Below are 17,855 nucleotides of genomic sequence, written 5' to 3' on the forward strand. Positions count from 1 at the left end.
AGGGCCATGGCGGCCGCCTGCCAGCCCGCCGATTGCGGCCGCTGGCCGGAGGCATCGGGCGCGGGCGCCTTCGGCATGGCAGTCTTGCTGGCGGGCGTGCCGAGCGAGGCGAGATAGTCCGCCATCGCCTCGATATCCTGCGCAGGGGCCTCGGCGAGGTTCTCCGTCACCGGCCCCATGGGGCCGAGCGCGACGCCGTGGTCCGCCTGCCAGCCCTCGCGCAGATACTGGGCGAGGGCTGCCTTCGTCCACGGCACGCGGGCGGGCGACTGCGCGCCCAAGGGATAGGCGGTCCAGCCCTCGGCCTCGCCGCCGGCGAAGGCGCCGGAGCGGATTTCCGCGCCCATGAGGTTGCGCGGCGTGTGGCACGCGCCGCAATGGGCGAGGCCCTCCACCAGATAGCGGCCCCGGTTCCATGACGCATCGCGCGCGGGATCGTTCGCGAAGGGCTCGGGATGGAAGAACAGGAGCTTCCAGCCGGCGAGCACGAGGCGGATGTTGATGGGGAAGGGCAGCTGGTTCGCCGGTGCCGTGGCAACCACCGGCGCGCGGGTCATCAGGAAGGCGTAGAGCGCAGCGAGGTCTGCGTCTGTGGTCAGGCTGAAATGGTCGTAGGGGAAGGCCGGATAGAGGTGTCGGCCTTCGCGGTCCACGCCCTCGCGCATGGCCCGCACGAAGGCCGCGAGCGGCCAGCGCCCGATGCCGGTTTCGGGATCTGGGGTGATGTTGGTGGAATAGATCGTGCCGAACGGCGTCGGCATGGCGAGGCCGCCGGCGAAGGTCGTCCCGCCCGGCGCGGTGTGGCAGGTGCGGCAATCCCCGATGAGGGCGAGCGCCGCGCCCCGCTCGATCTGCGCACGCTCGAACGCGGCGGCGGGCGGGGGCGAAACCGGGGCGATCTCGCCATGCCAGGCGTAGGCCAGCGCGGCGAGCGCGCCGCAGCCGGCGGCAACGAGGGACAGGAGCAACACGCGCTTCATCATCATCCGCACCCTTTCTGGGGGTGCACCATGCGGCTGCCCGGCGCCCTCATCTTTCCGAAACGCACTAAAGGGGCACCCGCCAAACCCAAGTATGAGCAGGCCACGCCAATGGCCGATTTCCCCCGGCCCGTCCCCCCGACACTCTCGCAGCCGACATTGGACACCTGCGACGCAGAACGAGACGAGGCACGCACATGACTGATCCGCACAACGCTTCCACACATGCCTTGCTGCAGCCGGGCCAGGCCGCGCCTGACTTCACCCTGCCGGCCACGCCCGACCAGAGGCTGTCCCTCTCCGACCTGAGGGGCGCGCCCGTCATCCTCGCCTTCTATCCGGCCGACTGGAGCCCGGTGTGCGGCGACCAGATGGGCCTCTACAACGAGATGCTGCCGGAGTTTCACCGCTCCGGCGCCCAGCTCGTGGGAATCTCCACGGACGGCGTGTGGTGCCACGCGGCCTTCGCGGAGGCGCGCAAGCTGCATTTCCCGCTGCTCGCGGATTTCGAGCCCAAGGGCGAGGTCGCCCGGCGCTACGGCGCCTACCGCGCGCAGGATGGCGTCGCCGAGCGGGCGCTGTTCGTGATCGATGCCGAGGGCGTCATCCGCTGGAGCTATCTCTCGCCGCTTGGCCTGAACCCCGGCGCGGACGGCATTCTCGATGCGCTCGACGCGCTCGTTCCCACCCCCAAGACCCCGGCCTCGGACACCCCCGCCCCGAACACCCCCACCTCGAACATCCATGGAGCGCAGGCATGACGCGACGTCTTCCTCCCGTGAGCGCCACCGACAAGGTGGCCGGGCCGGCCGATGCACCGGTGACCCTGATCGAGTACGGCGATTACGAATGCCCCTATTGCGGCGAGGCCTATCCGGCGCTCAAGGCCGTGCAGGAGGCGATGGGCGCGCGGCTGCGCTTCGTGTTCCGTAATTTCCCGCTGACAGAGATGCACGCCCACGCGCTGCGCGCCGCGCAGTTCGCCGAGGCCGCCGCCGCGTCCGGGGTGTTCTGGGCCGCCCATGACATGCTCTACGAGCACCAGGACGCGCTCGATGTGGCGAGCCTCACGTCCTATGGCGCGCAGCTTGGCATCGAGCGCCGCGTGCTGCAGGCGGCCTTCCAGGGTCGGTACGACGCCATCATTCAGCAGGACTTCGTCGGCGGCGCGCGCGCTGGCGTGAACGGCACGCCGTGCCTCTTCATCAACGGTGTCCGCTACGACGGGCCGAGGGACAGGCAGAGCCTGATCGAGGTGCTCGATCGCGCTGCCGCCGCCGCAGAGATCGACGTCCCGGCCTGAGCCCGGATGCACCCGCCTGAGGAGGCAACCATGATCTTCAAGCAGACTTCAACCCTGCGTCCCGGCGCGCCCGCGCTCGCCGGCGCCACGCCCGAGCCCGGCACGCTGGGGTTCGGCGCCACGCTCGCCATGGCCACGGCAGCCGGCCTCGCGGTGGCGAACATCTATTACAACCAGCCCATGCTCGCGCTGATCGAGCAGGATCTGCCGGGCGCCCTTACCGGGGCCATTCCCACCGCCACCCAGCTCGGCTACGCCATCGGCCTCGTGCTCCTCGTGCCGCTCGGCGACCTCGTGGAACGCCGGCGCCTGATCGTGGTGCAGTTCGTGCTGCTGGCGGCGGCGCTGGTGCTGGCCGCGGTGGCGCCCACGGCGCTGCTGCTCGTGGCGGCCTCGCTGGCGGTGGGGCTCGCCTCCACGGTCGCCCAGCAGATCGTGCCCCTCGCCGCCCATTTCGCGGCGCCCGAGAAAAGGGGCGCGACGGTGGGCACGGTGATGGCCGGGCTGCTGACGGGCATCCTCCTCAGCCGCACCGTTGCCGGCTTCGTCGCCTCGCACGGCGGCTGGCGCGAGATGCTGTGGCTCGCGGCGCCCATGGCGCTCGCTGGCGCGGTGCTGATGGCGGTGACGCTGCCCAGCAGCAAGCCGGACTCGCGCCTGAGCTATCACCGGCTGCTCCATTCCGTGTGGCAGCAGTGGCTGGATTTTCCCGCGCTGCGGCTTGCGGCGATCACGCAGGCGGCGCTGTTTGCGGCCTTCACCGTGTTCTGGACCATCCTCGCCTTCCGGCTCGCCGAGCCGCGCTTCGGCCTCGGCGCCGAGGTGGCGGGATTGTTCGGCCTGGTGGGCGCCGTCGGCATTCTCGCCGCGCCGCTGGCCGGCCGGTTCGCGGACAAGCGCGGCCCGAGGCTGGCGGTGATGGTGGGCTCCATCGTCACGCTCGCCGCATGGGTCGTGTTCGGCGCGTGGGGATCGCTTGTCGGGCTGATCGTCGGCGTGATGCTGCTGGATTTCGGCATGCAGAGTGCCCTCGTCTCCAACCAGCACATCGTCTTTGCCCTGCGGCCGGAGGCGCGGGCGCGGATCAACACGGTGCTGATGAGCGCCATGTTCCTCGGCGGCTCCATCGGCTCGGCTACCGCGACGCTCGCCTGGGGGGCCGGCGGCTGGTTCCTCGTCACGGTGCTGGGGACGGCGTTCGCCGCCTTCGCCGTCGGCCTCCAGCTGCTCGCGGCCCGCAGCCGCCGGGCCGATCCCTCACACTGATCGGCCGTTGGCCGGAAGAAGGGTCAAGGAGGCTCCGCCATGCGCACGGCACGCTGTTTTGCCCTTCTTCTGGCCGTCGCCCTGTGGCCGGCGCGCGCCCTCTGCGCCGATAGCTTCTACGCCATCCCGGATGGCGCGAGGCAGGGGCCGCCCGGCACGCTCCTGAAGGCGGAGCCCGTGCCGCCGCCGCCGGGCGCGGGCGCCGCCTACCGCATCATCTATCGCTCGCGCAATCACGCCGGCCGCCCGGTGGCGATTTCCGGCCTCGTCGCATTGCCGCCGGCCGGCCGCACAGCCGGCGGGCGACCGCTGGTGGCGTGGGGGCACGGAACGAGCGGGGTAGCGACGCGGTGCGCGCCCTCCCGCAATCCACCGCAGGCCTTCGCCCGCATCGGCGGCCTCGCCGATCTGCTGGCGCGGGGCGTGATCGTCGCGGCGACCGACTATGGTGGGCTGGGCGAGGCAGGCCAGCATTCCTATCTGCTCGGCACGAGCGAGGCGCATGCCATGATCGACGCCGTGCGCGCGGCGCGCCGCCTTCCCGGCGCCGATGCGGGAGAGCGTTACGCGGCCTGGGGCTTCTCGCAGGGCGGCCATGCCGCGCTGTTCACCGCCGCCACCGCCCGAGCCTACGCGCCGGAGCTGCACCTCGCCGGTGTCGCCGCGGCGGCCGCGCCGACGGAGCTGCGTCGCCTGCTGCGCGAAGATGTCGGCACCCTGCCGGGGCAGGTCGTGGCCTCCTTCGCCGCGTGGTCCTGGGGACAGGCCTATGGATTGCCGCTCGACGGCATCGTTCGTCCGCAGGCGATCGGGACCGTGGACGGGATCGCCGCCGATTGCAACCTCGACCCGGCCGGCGATGTGGCGCTCGGCCTGTCCGCGCTGGGCTATGCCCAGACGGGCTTCCTGCGCGGCGCCGCCGACCGGCAGTCTGGCTGGGATCAGCTGATCGCGCGCAATTCAAATCCGGACCCGAAGGGTGTGCCCGTGTTCTTCGCGCAGGGGAGCCTTGATGCCCTCGTCGAGCCGGCCACCACGCGGGACTATGTGGGCCGCCTGTGCCGGGCCGGGACATCCGTCACTTATGTGGAGGTGCCGTGGGCGTCCCATGGCGGCGTGGTCAAGGCCGTGGCGCCCATGGCCGTGTCCTGGCTTCTCGCACGGCTTTCGGGCGCGCCCGTACCGAACGGCTGTTCGCGGGCCGGCCGCTGAGCTGGCCGGGATGGAGGATACTGAAAAACTGCCCATTTATATTGATGTTCGATCCAATATACCCGCGTATAAGCTCATTTCTACTCTCCCTATTCTAGAGTGATCTTGTGTCGGTGCTGGATCTCAGGCTGTGCCCTGCCTGCCGCCACGGACAGAGTCATCCTGGAACACAGCGAGAGGAACAGGACCATGCCTTACGTCACCACCAAAGACGGCGTCGACATCTTCTACAAGGACTGGGGGCCGAAGGAGGCGCAGCCCATCGTCTTCCATCACGGCTGGCCGCTTTCCTCCGACGACTGGGATACGCAGATCCTGTTCTTCCTGCAGTACGGCTTCCGGGTCGTCGCTCACGACCGGCGCGGGCATGGCCGCTCGGCGCAGGTGAGTGACGGCCACGACATGGACCATTACGCCGCTGACGCCGCCGCAGTGATGGAGCATCTTGACCTGCGCAACGCCGTGCATATCGGCCATTCCACCGGCGGTGGCGAGGTGGCGCGCTATGTGGCGCGGCACGGCCAGCCGCAGGGGCGCGTGGCGAAGGCGGTGCTGGTGAGCGCCGTGCCGCCGCTGATGGTGAAGACCTCCACCAATCCCGGCGGCACCCCCATCGAGGTGTTCGACGGCTTCCGCTCCGCGCTCGCGTCCAACCGCTCCCAGTTCTTCATGGACGTGGCGTCCGGCCCCTTCTACGGCTTCAACCTGCCCGGCGCGACGCCGGTCCCGGGCGTGATCCAGAATTGGTGGCGCCAGGGCATGACCGGCGGCGCGAAGGCGCACTATGACGGCATCAAGGCCTTCTCCGAGACCGACCAGACCGAGGATCTCAAGCTCATCACCGTGCCGACCCTCGTCATGCACGGCGATGCCGACCAGGTGGTGCCCATCGATGATGCCGCCCGGCTGAGCGTGAAGCTGCTGAAGAACGGCACGCTGAAGGTCTATGCCGGCTATCCCCACGGCATGCTGACCGTCCACGCCGACGTCATCAATCCCGATCTGCTCGCCTTCGTGAAGGCCTGACGGGCTGACGCGCGCAGCGCCGGTTGCGGGGGGCCCGCACCGGCGCTGCCGTCCACTCCCGGGGGCGGACGAGACTTTCGACAAGATCTGAAACGTGAGCGCGCCCACGCACGCGCCGCGTGCGCACGGCGCCGAGACAGGCCGGTGGTGCGCATGACCGATATTCGCTACATCCTCGTGCTGCTTGCCGGCGTCGTCCTCACCAACTGGATGGGCCGCGTGCTGGGCGATCGCGTGGCGCTGCCTCTCATTCAGGTTGCGGTGGGCGCCGCCATCGGCTCCGTCACCAGCCTCGGCGCGCCGCTGAAGCCCGATCAGTTCTTCCTCATCTTCCTGCCGCCGCTCTTGTTCTTCGACGGGTGGCGCGTGTCCAAGACGGACCTTGCGGCGAACGCTCCGCTCATTCTGTCCATGGCGCTGGGGCTGGTGGTGGCCACGGTCGGCTGCGTGGGCCTGATGCTCCATTGGCTCATTCCGGCGATGCCGCTGGCCGTGTGTTTCGCGCTCGCCGCCGTCCTGTCCCCCACCGATGTGGTGGCGGCCGGCGCGGTGGCGCGGCACATTCCCATTCCGCGCGGCGTGCTGCGGCTGCTGGAGGGCGAAGCCCTTTTCAACGATGCCGCCGCGCTGATCTGCCTGCGCCTCACCATCGCTGCGGTGGTGAGGGGGACGGTGCCGGTGCTCGATTCCCTCGCCGCCTTTGTCTGGGCAGCTGGCGGCGGCATCGCCATCGGCATCGCCTTCAGCTGGATGGTGGCCACGGCCAAGGCCTTCATGGTGCGCCGAGTGGGCGAGGACACCTCCGGCCAGATTCTCATCAGCCTGCTCATTCCCTACGGCGCCTATCTGCTGGCCGAAGCCGCGGGCAGCTCCGCCGTGCTCGCCGCCGTGGCCGCCGGCATGATGATGAGCCGCATCGAGGTGTCCGGCCGCGCGCTGCCCCTCACGCGTCTTCGGCGCGGCGCGGTGTGGGAGACGCTCCAGTTCACCCTCAACGGCGTCATGTTCCTGCTGCTGGGCGAGCAGATGCCGGGCATCCTCAGCGGCGCGGCGCGCAGCATCGCGGAGGGCGGACACCACGCTGTGGGGTGGCTCGGGCTCTATGTGGCGGCAACCGTTCTCGCGCTCGCAGCCTTGCGCTTCGCGTGGGTGCTCGCCGCCCTCTGCTGCTGGCCGGTCGGCTGGAGGCAAAGCGGCGCGCCGCGCCCTATTCCCCGATGGCGCCTGGTGGCGGTGATGGCGTTCGGCGGGGTGCGCGGCGCGGTCACGCTCGCCGCCGCGCTCAGCCTGCCGCTGGTCTTGACGGGCGGCGTGACTTTTCCCGCGCGGGATCTCGCCGTGTTCATCGCCGCCGCTGTTATTCTCGTGTCACTGGCGCTTGCCAACGTTGCGCTGCCCATCCTTCTGCGGGGCATCGATGTGCCCCCAGACGTGGCCGATGCGGCGCAGGAGCGCGAGGCCCGCGCCGAGGCGCTGCAGGCCGCCCTGGCCGCGCTCGCGGAGACGGACGAGACGCAGACGGCGGGTGCCGACACGCCGACCGTGGCGGTCCTCGTCGCCGACTATTACCGGCATCGCCTCGACCAGCTTCAGGCCGAGGGCGTCGATGGCGGAACGGCCGCCTGGCCGGAAGAGCGGCGGATGCATCTCCTCGCCATCCAGGCTGAGCGCCGATCCATCGTCGGCCTCGTCCAGCGCCGGCGCATCCCCATCGATCTGGCGCACAAGCTGCTGCGGGAGACCGATGCCGAGGAGGTCGCCCTGCCCGTCGCGCCCGGCATGGCTGATGGTTGAGGGGGCGGAATGACGAAAAGTAAACCGACGTATAGTCCGGCGAAACATCGATATTCATGGAATGAATTTGAATTCGATACCGGCGAAGGCCGCGGAATGTAAAACTAAATCATCGAAAACACAGGAGGTTCTCATGACTGCGAATTCTAAGTTCATCATGGCGTTCGGTGCTCTCGCCTTCGTGGTGGCCGGTGTTGCGGGCACCGCCCGCGCCGACACCAGCTTCCCCACCGAAGCGCGCGGCGAGACCACTTTCTTCGATGCCCAGTCGGGCGCCGTGGTCCAGCCGTTCGACATCTTCCAGCAGCCCTCCGCCGCCAAGCTGCGGGCCATGAATTCCGCCCGCCCGTTCATCGGCCAGCCGGCCCAGCCCGACTCCCACTGGGGCCCGGCCCAGGATGCCACTTCGCCGGGGGCATGAACCACCCGACATGCGCTGCAACGAAAAGGCCGGCGTCCCCTGAGGGCGCCGGCCTTCTCGCTTTGTGCGGGCGGATGCGCTGGAAGACCGGCTCTTCGCTCTATCTGGGGCGGCGCGCACAAAAAAGCCCGCCGGGCTTGGCCGGCGGGTTCAGGCGGGGAGGAAGGGGAGGGAGAGGTCAGTGCGAGCGGGTGGCTTCGAAGAGGAACCACACGCGACGTTCGGCCTCGTCAATCCAGACCTCGATGAGGCTGGTGGTGGCGACGTCGTTGTAATTCTCGCAGACGACATGGGCTTCCCGCAGGAAGGTGATGAGGCGTTTGTTGTCCTCGCCCAGCTCGGCCAGCATGTCCTCGGCGGTCACGAAGTCCGCGTCATTGTCGGGGAGACGCTGGAGGCGCGCGATGTGGCCCACCGACCGCAGCGTCGTGCCACCCACCTTGCGGGCCCGTTCGGCGATGGCGTCGGTGGTGGCGAAGATCTGGTCGCCGTGCTCGTCCAGCAGAAGATGGTAGTCGCGGAAGTGCGGGCCGGACATGTGCCAGTGGAAGTTCTTGGTCTTCAGATAAAGCGCGAACATGTCGGCGAGAAGAACGGTGAGGGCGCCGGCGATGTCGCGGGTGGCGTCTTCGCCGAGATCGGTAGGGGTCCGCAGGGGCGCCTGCTGGCGCAGTTTCGCAATGGTCTTGTCCATGGGTGTCGTCCTTATGGAAAAGCTGTAGGGGGCGGTCGGGAGGTGGCTGAGATGCCGCGGCGACCGCTCTGTGAATGTCACGGTGGTCACCATAGGACCGGGGCCCGGACGAGAGAATTGGGCGCTCGTTTGCCTGGATCATACGAGGGTATGGGGCAGCGGCGGTGCCGGCGCTCCGGCATCGAAGGCGCGCAGGCGCGTGCGCGCGAACCCGTGAGGGTCGCCGCAGCGCAGATCCAGGGGCAGAGGGGGCAGGGCGCGAAAGGCCGCGAGCGCGTCGGCGCTTCAGCGGCGCGGGGAGGCCTGCAGCGCGCGATCGATGCAATCGATCATTTCGTTCCCGTCGAACGGCTTGGCCAGGAAGCCGAAGGCGCCGGCCGCGTCCACCTGCCGGCGGATGCGATCCTCGGGAAAGGCGGTGATGAAGATCAGCGGCACCGGGTCGCCTTCGGCGCGCAGCCGGCTCTGAAGCTCGACGCCGCTCATGCCCGGCATCTGGACGTCGGTGATGACGCACGCGGTCCTGCTGCGCTCCGTGGAGCCGAGGAAGTCCTCGGCGGACGCGAAGGATCGCGCGCCGAACCCAAGGGAGCGGACGAGACTTTCCGTAGCGACGCGAACGGATTCGTCGTCATCGATAATCGTTATGGTTGGCGCGCGTGACACTCGGGGCACCTCGACGTGCAATCATTCGGCACGCGATGACGCGCCGGTCTGACCCTATATAGCCTGCCGCCTGCCCAACCCGTAATCATACAGACGTTTGCAACTCTAGTTTTTCGCACTGAGCCCCAGGGCCTCCGCCATCCGGACCAGATCCGCGAGGGAGTGGGCCTCCATCTTGCGCATGACATTACCGCGATGAATCTTCACGGTAATTTCGCTCAGCCCCACCTCGGCGGCGACCTGCTTGTTCATGAGGCCGGAGGTCACCAGCGCCATGATTTGCCGCTCGCGCTCGGTCAATGTGTCGTAAAGCGCGCGCAGCTTCGAGGAGGAGGCGCGCTCGGCGCGGCGGCCCCGGTCGATCTCGATGGCGGCGGAGACCGCATCCAGCATGTCCTGATCGCGGAACGGCTTGGTGAGGAAGTCCACCGCGCCCGCCTTCATGGCGCGCACGCTCATGGGAATGTCGCCATGCCCGGTCATGAAGATGATGGGCAGCTCCATGTCCGAGCGTGCCAGCTGCGCCTGGAAGTCGAGCCCGCTCACGCCCGGCAGGCGGATATCCAGCACCAGGCAGCGTGGCGCATCCGGCAGCTTGGCGGCCAGAAGCTCGGCGGCGGAGGCGAAGAGCGCCACCTCGAGGCCGATGGAGCGGAACAGGCTGGACAGCGCGTCGCGCAGGCTGGCGTCATCGTCCACGACGATCACGACGGGAGCGCTCGGGGGCGGCGCCGGGCGGGTCAGCGGTCGACTGGTCACGGGCGGGTGTCCCTGGTGTTGGAAGAGGGGGGCGTGCTCGCAAGGGGCATGGTGAGGGTGAAGCACATTCCCCCCTCGGGATGAGGCGTGGCGTCGATCCGGCCGCCATGGGCCTGCGCGATCGAGCGGGAGACGGAGAGGCCGAGGCCCATCCCGTCCTGCTTCGTGGAAACGAAGGGCGAGAACAGGGAGGCGAACACGTCCGGCGAAATCCCTGGTCCGGTATCGTGCACGGAAATGGTCAGCTCCGCAGCGCCGTCCATCGACCACGGCGGTGTTTCGATCGCGTTGCGGATGTTCAGGACACGCTGGCCCTCGGGCACCTCGTCCATGGCCTGGATGGCGTTGAGGACCAGATTGATGAGCACCTGCTGCAGTTGGATGCGGTCGCCTTCGATGCGCGGCAAATCGGGAGTGAGGGCGAGTTCGAGCCTGACGCGGTGGTTCGACAGTTCCCGCTCCAGCAGCAGCACGCAATCCTCCACCAGCTCGGCGCTGTCGAGCGCGTCGCGCAGCGGTTCTCCGCGCCGGGCGAAGGCGCGCAGCCGCTCGACCACCTCGCTGGCGCGGCGGGCGTTCGCGATCATGCGGGTGACGGAGGCCTCCGCCTCGCCGAGGTCGGCCACCGGGCGGCGAAGCCACCGCAGGCAGGCCTCGCCATTGGTCACCACCGCCGCAAGCGGCTGGTTGACCTCGTGGGCGATGGAGGCGGTGAGTTCGCCCATGGTGCTGACGCGGGTGACATGGGCAAGGTCGCTGCGGACCTGATTCAGCTCCTGCTCGGCCTTCTGCCGCTCGGTGATGTCGTGGTTGGTCTCCATGGTGCCCATGGGCCGCGCGCGCACATCGCGCTGGAGCGACCAGCGGCTCGTGCAGACCAGCTTGCGCCCGTCGCGGGTGGTCTGGACGATCTCGCCCTCCCATTGCCCGGTCTTGAGCAGGATGCCCATGATGTCCGCGCGGGAGGAGGGAAAGACGGTCTTCAGCAGCGCGCCGGCCTGCTGCCCCAGGGCCTCGGCCCGGGTCCAGCCGTAAAGCCGCTCGGCGCCGTGGTTCCAGTAGACGATCGTGTCGGCGAGGTTCCGCACGAAGATGGCATCGTGGGAGAGATCGAGCAGCGCGGCCTGTTCCCTCAGCGCGCCCGTGGCCTGCTGGTTGCGCAGCGAGAGAACGGTGGTGACTGTGATGGCGGCGACGCTGACGAAGCACCGCATGGTGGAGGAGATGTTGTAGTCCGCGGCGTGCATGATGACGAAGCTCAACATCGTCAGCATGACGCAGGCACCGGCGACGACCAGCAGCCCCGTGCGCCCGAACAGGCCCGCGCTCAAGAGCACAACGACCACGTAGAGCACGGCAATGGCCATATCGAGCGGCGAGAGCGTATCTACCAGGAAGATCGAGAGACACAGCAGTGGGACAAGGACCCAGCCGGTCCACCCCCGGGCGGGGGCATCCGCACTGTTGCTGGACAAGGGACCGGCCAGACCCGACATCATGCCCTCGAGAGTGTGGTTTGCGCCTGGCGATGTGCCGGAGCGCAGCGGTCGGACGTCTGTTGTGCGGCTGCCGGCTGTCCGGCATCGTGCTTCGGTATCACCGACATATACCTCGATCTTGCCAGTTTGAACGGCGCGTTTGCCGGCTCGCGAGGCAGTAGTGCAGCAAAAACGGGCGGTCGGCTCAAGCCCGCTAAACGCAAAGTCTAGCCGCCTATACCAAGGTATGCCCGCGCGCACCCGATCATATGAGCGCCGAACCCCAAGTAGAATGGAGCAAAAGACGCCGGTCGCGGATGCTGGGTCTCCAATCGGCGAAGCGCAAGTCTTTCCGCCGGAACGGCTCGGCGCAGCAGCTCGTGCGCCGGTGCCGGTCCGGGCTGCACGGAGGAACTGCGCCGAACCGCCCTTCAGCATTCGGGGTCTCCAGCATGTCGTTCCATGCCGCGCCATCCGCCGCCGCCGTACTCCCGGCGCAGGCCCATGCGGACCTCAATGCCGAGGTCCGGCGTCTCGGGCTGCTCGCCCCGCACACCGCTCCCGATGAGCACGCCACGCCGATGCAGGCTCCGAAGCCGGCGCGCGCCCGGTCCGGACTGGTGGCATGGCGCCTCAAGCGGGTGCTGTCCTTCATGGAGGAGCACTATTGGGAAGCCTTAACGCTCGCCGAGATGGCCCGCGTTGCGGGACTCAGCCGGATGCATTTCGCCGCGCAGTTCCGCATCTCGACGGGCGCCAAGCCGCACGAATACCTGCTGCGGCTGCGCGTGGAGCGCGCCCAGAAGCTCATGATGGAAAGCGATGAGCCGCTGGCGCAGGTCGCCTTCAGCGTCGGCTTCCAGACCCAGGCCCACTTCACCACCGTCTTCCGGCGTTTCGCCGCCACGACCCCGCATCGCTGGAGGTCGGAACAGATGGCCCGCGCGCCACTTAGCGGCGCGGCGCCTGCGCGTGCCCTCGGCTCGGCACATCAGGCCTAGCATTGCGCGCAGGCGCGACGCGCGCTCGTCTCCTTTCGATCCGAATGGCCAGAGGCCGGTGCGGCAACGCGCTGGCCTCTGGCCATTGGCGCTCCGGCGACGGGCGCAGTCCGGTGCGGCTCTCGTTTCGGAGATCGGAGGTCATACCCACGTATACGGATCTATCGAAGCATATGAGAAGATTAAATTACGGGATAATATTCGTGCTCGGCAGCATCTTCTAAATTCATTTCATCAACAACGGAGTGCTTGCCATGTCCATCAAGTCTACTGTCCTCGCCGCCGGTGTCGCCGTGGTGCTCGTCTCGTCCGTGGGTTCGGCCTTCGCTGACCCGACCATCCAGAAGGAGAACGTGGAGCAGTATGCGGTCTCCGCGCAGGGGAGCCTGTTCCCGACCTCCCCGGCGGCCGTGGCCCGCGAGGAGCGTCGCCTCGAGCGTCCCAGCGCCTTCGGCACCCCCGGCCCCTACTACGTCTCCGAGCGCCCCTTCGAGATCGGCAACGCCCAGTCCGGCCCCGCCCACGACGCCGACGACAACTGACGCGGGCCGTCCGCCATGCGAAAAAAAGGGGCCGCTTCGGCGGCCCCTTTTCTATTTGTCCGGGTCTTTCCCGCTGCGGTCAGCGACCAGCCCGCGATTCAGTCGACCTTGAGCGGCGGGTTGTCGCTGTCCAGGAACTCGACGGTGGTGAACACCAGTTCGGTGTCCCCGATGTTGGTGAGGTCGTGCATCATGAACTCGCCCGGACCGAAATGGTGGTGCTTGGTGTCGCCGGCCTCATAGGTCACTTCGGCCACCCGCCCGTCCGCATAATGGGATCGGGCGCGACCGCCGGTCACCGCTGTCCAGAAATAGTCGAGCACATGGGTGTGGAAGCCGATGCGCTCGCCGGGCTTCAGCGCGAGATGCCACACCCGCACGCGGTCGCTCTGCGAGACGAGGCGGCTGCCGACGCGGCCGTTGCCGCGGCTGGCATGCAGATCCGCCCGCAGGGCCTCGGGCCATGCAAGGGGCGCCTCGATATTAGCGTAGGTGGCGTTGGTGTTGATGTTCATTAGGTGTCTCCCTGCATTTTCGGCGATTCAGTCCACCGCGAAGCCGGTCTGCGCTCGCACGTTCTGCGCGGCGAAGGCAGCCCGCACGCGCCCGGCCGCCGTGCTGCGATCTGCCAGCGAGACGGCGATCGAGACCAGGAAGGCGAGCGGCACGGAAAACAGCGCGGGATTGTCATAGGGGAAGGGCGCGGGGCCGAGTTTCAGCGTTGTCGTCCACACGCTGGGGCTAAGGGCCACGAGCACGAGGGCGACCACGAGGCCGGTCACCGAGCCGGTCACCGCCCCCCGCGTCGTGAGGCCGGGCCAAGACACGGACAGCACGATGACGGGGAAGTTCGCGCTCGCCGCGATGGCGAAGACGAGCCCCACCATGAAGGCGATGTTCTGGTTCTCGAACAGGAGCCCGAGGGCCATGGCGAGCAGGCTGATGACCACCGCCGCCGCCTTGGAGACCCGCACCTCCTCCTGTTCTGAGGCCTTGCCGCGCCGGATGACGCGGGCATAGAGATCGTGGCTGGCCGCCGACGCCCCGGCGATGGTGAGGCCTGACACCACCGCAAGGATGGTGGCGAAGGCCACGGCCGAGATGAAGCCGAGCAGCACCGAGCCGCCGAGCGCGTTGGCGAGGTGCAGGGCCACCATGTTGGTGCCGCCCACCACAGCGCCGGTCGCGTCCTTGAAGCTCGGATCCGACATCACGAAGGCGATGGCGCCAAAGCCCAGCACGAACAGCAGCGTGTAGAAGACGCTGATGAACCCCGTCGCCACCAGCACGGAAGTGCGCGCCTGCCGGGCATCCGCCACGGTGAAGAAGCGCATCAGGATGTGCGGTAGCCCGGCGGTGCCGAACACCAAAGCGACGCTCAGCGAAATGGCCGAGATGGGATCCTTCACCAACCCGCCCGGCGCCATGATGGCCATTCCCTTGGGGTGCAGCGCGGCGGCGCGGGCGAACAGTGCCTCCAGGCTGAAGCCGAAATGGCCGAGGATGAGCAGGGACATCACCACCGAGCCGGTAAGCAGCAGCACGGCCTTGATGATCTGCACCCAGGTGGTGGCGAGCATGCCGCCGAAGGTGACATAGGCCATCATCAGCAGGCCCACGAGGCCCACCGCCACCCAATAGGGCAGGCCGAACAGCAGCTCGATGAGCTTGCCCGCCCCCACCATCTGGGCGATGAGATAGAGCAGCACGATCACCAGCGTGTTGGTGGCCGCCACCACCCGCACCGGCACTTCCGACAGCCGGTAAGCCGCCACATCCGCGAAGGTGTAGCGCCCGAGATTGCGCAGCGGCTCGGCGATGAGGAACAGGATCATCGGGAAGCCCACGAGGAACCCGATGGCATAGATCATGCCGTCATAGCCGGAGGTGTAGACCAGCGCCGTCACCCCGAGGAAGGTCGCGGCGGAGGTGTAGTCGCCGGCGATGGCGAGGCCGTTCTTGAAACCGCTGAGGCCGCCTCCGGCGGCGTAATAATCCTGCGCGCCGCCTGTGCCCTTGCGGGCCGCCCACCAGGTGACGCCGAGGCTCACCGCCACGAACATCAGGAAGAGGGTGATCGCCACGGGATTGATGGGCTGGCGGGCGCCGCCTTCGATGGCGCCGGTGGCCCAGGCCGGGCTGGCGGCGCAGGCAGTCAAGATGGCGGCGAGGGCCGCGCGGTTGAGCGCAGACAGTCTCATTGCACGTCCTCCCTGAGGTTCTGGGTGAGGCGATCGAAGGTGCGGTTGGCGACGGCGACGTAGATCGCCGTCAGCACGAAGCCGAGGCCGAGGAGGCCTACCCCGGCGACGATCCCCCAGGTGGAGACCGCATCCGGCAGCACCGGCGTGCCGAGGGCGCTGGGCTTCAGCGCCACGGTGAGGATGTAGGCGAAATAGAGCGTCGCCATCAGCGCGGCCATGGAGAGGCCGAGCCGGGCGCGGATGGCGGCGAGGCGGCGGAAGTTGGGGTTCTGCCGGATTGCCTCGATGCGGGCGGCCGCATCGCGGGGCCGCGCGTGCGGGCGAGGGGGGAAGGCGCCGTCGGGCTTCATGCGGCAAGCCCCGTGGCGACGGCGGTTTCGCTCATCACGGCGTCGGGGTGCCGGTGCCGCTCGGCGCGGGCGCGCTGCTCCTCGTCGAGAATCTGCGCTTGCATATAGGCCCCGAGATGCCGTGCCCGCTGCACCACGGCGCGGCCGAAGGCGAGGCGCTTGGCCTCGAAGGCGGCCAGCGCCGCTTCCACGTCCGTACTGTCGGCGAGGGCAGCGGCGAGAGCGGCGGCATCCGCGGCCGCCTTGGTCACGCCCATGCCCACGTGGGGGCGTGCGACGAAAGCGGCATCGCCCAGGATCACCACATGGGGCGACAGTCGCAGGCGCGGGCTTTCCAGATCCTGGATCGCCTGCAGGAAAGGCTGCTGCGTGCGCTCCACCACCTCGGCGAACTGCGGCGCGAGCAGCCGGTGAGCATCGGCGCGCATTCCCGCGACCACCTCGGGCCGGATGAGGTGCGGGGGAATGGAGAGGGGATGCCGGGTGCCATCCACGTCGGTCAGCAACTCGGCCAGCTGGCCGTCGCTGGCGGCGGGCCGGTACCAGACGAAATTGTAGCGGCGGTGGCCTTCGTCCAGCTGCTCATCCGCGCCCGCCACCGGATAGCCGAGCATCTGCTCGCCGGGGGGCAGGCTGAAGGAGAAGTGGCCGCACAGCGCGGCGCGGGTTTCCGGCGAGAGCGTGCTCTCATCCACCAGTCCGCGCCAGGCCACATAGCCCGCATAAGTGGGCTTGGCCTCCGGCAGGAAAGCGGCGCGCACGGTGGAGAACAGGCCGTCCGTGCCCACCAGCAGGTCCGCCTCCTCCACGGTACCGTCGGCGAAGTGCGCGCGCACGCGCTCGGCCCCGTCCTCGACGCTGACGAGGTTACGGCCGTGGTGATAGCTGTCGTCCGGCAGAGCGGAGCGCAGCAGGCGGTAGAGGTGGCCCCAGGAGGTGAGTACCTGCGGCAGGTCGAGCTGGCCGGTGATGCGTCCGTCCGGCCCGAACACGCGCCGCCCGCTGACACCCACACCCACCCGCGCCTCCGTGACGTCGAGGCCGGTCTTGCCGATCACGTCGAACAGCTCGGGATGGGTGACGATGCCGGCGCCGCGTCCGGCGAGCTCGCTGCCGATGCGCTCGAAGACGGCCACATCCCAGCCGGCCTTGCGCAGCAGGAGCGCGGCGAAGAGGCCGCAGATGGAGCCGCCGATGATGACGGCGCGCTTGGGCTTCGCGGCGCGCATGGTGGGGCGCTCCGCCGGACCTGCGGCGGGGGTGTTCGTTGGCATGGTGTCCTCCCTCGGCTCCTGAAAGGCGGCAGGCCGCTCGCCTGTGCGAGGGCCGGCCCGCGCGAGCCTGCGTGTGGTCGCGTCGGATCGCCGTTGGCCGGTCTGTGCCGGGCTGGGCGACGCCGTCCGATTATTTATCGGATGATAGATAGTGACGCGGAATTTGACCGCCGTCAAATTAATTTATCAATTGATTATTTCCGCACCGCCGCTTTCTTGCGCGCAGGCTTGGCCGGGCCGATGACCGAGGCGAAGGCCGCTGGGGCGCCGTTCAGGAAGGCGTTGACCTTCACGTCGATGTCGGCTTCGGGGTCGGCGGGAATGGGCATGCCGTAGATGAACTTGCGCACGCCGATGTAGAAGATTCCCGCGTGCAGCGACCAGATGAGCTCGATCTCTTCCTCGCTCACGGGGGCGGTCTCGTCGAGGCCGCTGGAGGCGCGGATCTCGATGACCATGCGCTCGAACAACCGGGCGCGCAGGAAGGCGAGATAGCGGCTGTTGAAGTCGAGGCCCTTGAGCCCGGCGAACATGAACAACCGCACCCATTCATAGGTCTGGATGACGGCGGCATACGCCCGGTAGAAGCGCTTCAGGCGCTCCTCGATGGGGATGGAGCGGTCGGCGATGGCGGTTTCCCATTCGCTCTGCCAGCGGCTCTGGTAAACCTCCTGGTAGACCCGATCGAGTAGTGCATCCTTGCCGGGAAAATAGCGGTAGAGCAGCGGCTGGGTGATGCCGAGCCGCTGCGCCAGATCCCGTGTCGCCCCGTCGAAACCGAATTCGGCGAAGAAGGCCACGGCCCCCGCCACGATATCCCGCTCCCGGTCCGCAGGGGAAAGGCGACGACGCTGGGGGGAGGGGGCTTTTGAGGACGGCAATGGG

General features: G+C 68.5%; 19 protein-coding genes. 9 read left to right on the forward strand and 10 right to left on the reverse strand.

Going from position 1 to position 17,855, the window contains the following annotated elements; all coding sequences use genetic code 11:
• Window positions 1-986 (reverse strand): cytochrome c (locus ACE3QW_RS03785; RefSeq protein WP_374250496.1); only part of this gene is annotated, 986 nt, incomplete at its 3' end.
• A gap of 191 nt (window positions 987-1,177) precedes the next feature.
• On the opposite strand from ACE3QW_RS03785, the gene ACE3QW_RS03790 reads away from it, so the two are divergent.
• The 7 genes from ACE3QW_RS03790 to ACE3QW_RS03820 all read left to right on the forward strand — a co-directional run bounded on the left by ACE3QW_RS03790 (window position 1,178) and on the right by ACE3QW_RS03820 (window position 8,002).
• A complete protein-coding gene (locus tag ACE3QW_RS03790) occupies window positions 1,178-1,741 on the forward strand; it encodes a peroxiredoxin (protein ID WP_374250497.1) in 564 nt (187 codons plus the stop codon).
• Window positions 1,738-2,283 (forward strand): DsbA family protein, encoded by a 546-nt coding sequence (locus ACE3QW_RS03795; protein WP_374250498.1) that lies wholly within the window; start codon window positions 1,738-1,740, stop codon window positions 2,281-2,283. Before ACE3QW_RS03790 ends, ACE3QW_RS03795 begins: the two co-directional genes overlap by 4 nt.
• Before the next feature lie 30 nt (window positions 2,284-2,313).
• The gene (locus ACE3QW_RS03800) at window positions 2,314-3,549 is read left to right on the forward strand and encodes an MFS transporter (RefSeq protein WP_374250499.1); all 1,236 of its coding nucleotides are present in this window, start codon (window positions 2,314-2,316) and stop codon (window positions 3,547-3,549) included.
• Window positions 3,550-3,588: 39 nt separating this feature from the next.
• Window positions 3,589-4,761: a lipase family protein gene (locus ACE3QW_RS03805; RefSeq protein ID WP_374250500.1), complete on the forward strand. Its 1,173-nt coding sequence runs from the start codon at window positions 3,589-3,591 to the stop codon at window positions 4,759-4,761.
• Between the two features lie 189 nt (window positions 4,762-4,950).
• The gene (locus tag ACE3QW_RS03810; RefSeq protein WP_374250501.1) at window positions 4,951-5,787 is read left to right on the forward strand and encodes an alpha/beta fold hydrolase; all 837 of its coding nucleotides are present in this window, start codon (window positions 4,951-4,953) and stop codon (window positions 5,785-5,787) included.
• A 153-nt stretch (window positions 5,788-5,940) separates the two neighbouring features.
• Window positions 5,941-7,581, forward strand: coding sequence for a Na+/H+ antiporter (locus ACE3QW_RS03815; RefSeq protein ID WP_374250502.1), 1,641 nt, complete (start codon window positions 5,941-5,943; stop codon window positions 7,579-7,581).
• A gap of 133 nt (window positions 7,582-7,714) precedes the next feature.
• Window positions 7,715-8,002, forward strand: coding sequence for a hypothetical protein (locus ACE3QW_RS03820; RefSeq protein ID WP_374250503.1), 288 nt, complete (start codon window positions 7,715-7,717; stop codon window positions 8,000-8,002).
• Between the two features lie 178 nt (window positions 8,003-8,180).
• On the opposite strand, the gene ACE3QW_RS03825 is transcribed toward ACE3QW_RS03820, so the two are convergent.
• The 4 genes from ACE3QW_RS03825 to ACE3QW_RS03840 form a co-directional block, all read right to left on the reverse strand.
• Window positions 8,181-8,696 (reverse strand): Dps family protein, encoded by a 516-nt coding sequence (locus ACE3QW_RS03825; RefSeq protein ID WP_374250505.1) that lies wholly within the window; start codon window positions 8,694-8,696, stop codon window positions 8,181-8,183.
• 285 nt (window positions 8,697-8,981) lie between these two features.
• Window positions 8,982-9,383, reverse strand: a complete 402-nt coding sequence (locus ACE3QW_RS03830) for a response regulator transcription factor (protein ID WP_210257914.1) — start codon at window positions 9,381-9,383, stop codon at window positions 8,982-8,984.
• Window positions 9,384-9,467: 84 nt separating this feature from the next.
• Window positions 9,468-10,106, reverse strand: coding sequence for a response regulator transcription factor (locus ACE3QW_RS03835; protein ID WP_374250565.1), 639 nt, complete (start codon window positions 10,104-10,106; stop codon window positions 9,468-9,470).
• Between the two features lie 11 nt (window positions 10,107-10,117).
• On the reverse strand, window positions 10,118-11,596 hold the full coding sequence (locus ACE3QW_RS03840; RefSeq protein WP_374250506.1) for a sensor histidine kinase: 1,479 nt from the start codon (window positions 11,594-11,596) through the stop codon (window positions 10,118-10,120).
• Window positions 11,597-11,868: 272 nt separating this feature from the next.
• On the opposite strand from ACE3QW_RS03840, the gene ACE3QW_RS03845 reads away from it, so the two are divergent.
• Both ACE3QW_RS03845 and ACE3QW_RS03850 read left to right on the forward strand, forming a co-directional pair.
• Entirely contained in the window at window positions 11,869-12,600 is a 732-nt protein-coding gene (locus ACE3QW_RS03845; RefSeq protein WP_374250507.1) for a helix-turn-helix domain-containing protein, read from the forward strand.
• Between the two features lie 254 nt (window positions 12,601-12,854).
• Window positions 12,855-13,142 carry a hypothetical protein gene (locus ACE3QW_RS03850; RefSeq protein ID WP_250166888.1) on the forward strand — a complete coding sequence of 96 codons (288 nt, stop codon included), beginning with the start codon at window positions 12,855-12,857 and terminating at the stop codon, window positions 13,140-13,142.
• 98 nt (window positions 13,143-13,240) lie between these two features.
• Here the strand turns inward: ACE3QW_RS03850 and ACE3QW_RS03855 are convergent, their stop codons facing one another.
• The 5 genes from ACE3QW_RS03855 to ACE3QW_RS03875 all read right to left on the reverse strand — a co-directional run bounded on the left by ACE3QW_RS03855 (window position 13,241) and on the right by ACE3QW_RS03875 (window position 17,782).
• On the reverse strand, window positions 13,241-13,657 hold the full coding sequence (locus ACE3QW_RS03855; RefSeq protein ID WP_374250508.1) for a hypothetical protein: 417 nt from the start codon (window positions 13,655-13,657) through the stop codon (window positions 13,241-13,243).
• Between the two features lie 27 nt (window positions 13,658-13,684).
• Window positions 13,685-15,343 carry a cation/acetate symporter ActP gene (gene actP, locus ACE3QW_RS03860; protein ID WP_374250510.1) on the reverse strand — a complete coding sequence of 553 codons (1,659 nt, stop codon included), beginning with the start codon at window positions 15,341-15,343 and terminating at the stop codon, window positions 13,685-13,687.
• Complete coding sequence (locus ACE3QW_RS03865; protein ID WP_374250511.1) at window positions 15,340-15,696, reverse strand: DUF485 domain-containing protein; 357 nt, start codon at window positions 15,694-15,696, stop codon at window positions 15,340-15,342. The genes actP and ACE3QW_RS03865 overlap by 4 nt, the downstream gene beginning before the upstream one ends.
• Window positions 15,693-16,925, reverse strand: coding sequence for an FAD binding domain-containing protein (locus ACE3QW_RS03870; RefSeq protein ID WP_029557469.1), 1,233 nt, complete (start codon window positions 16,923-16,925; stop codon window positions 15,693-15,695). The genes ACE3QW_RS03865 and ACE3QW_RS03870 overlap by 4 nt, the downstream gene beginning before the upstream one ends.
• A gap of 239 nt (window positions 16,926-17,164) precedes the next feature.
• Window positions 17,165-17,782 (reverse strand): TetR/AcrR family transcriptional regulator, encoded by a 618-nt coding sequence (locus tag ACE3QW_RS03875; protein ID WP_348550882.1) that lies wholly within the window; start codon window positions 17,780-17,782, stop codon window positions 17,165-17,167.
• Window positions 17,783-17,855 lie beyond the last annotated feature (73 nt).

The sequence above is a fragment of the Xanthobacter sp. genome (assembly GCF_041911315.1).
GTDB classification, from domain to species: Bacteria; Pseudomonadota; Alphaproteobacteria; order Rhizobiales; family Xanthobacteraceae; genus Xanthobacter; species Xanthobacter aminoxidans.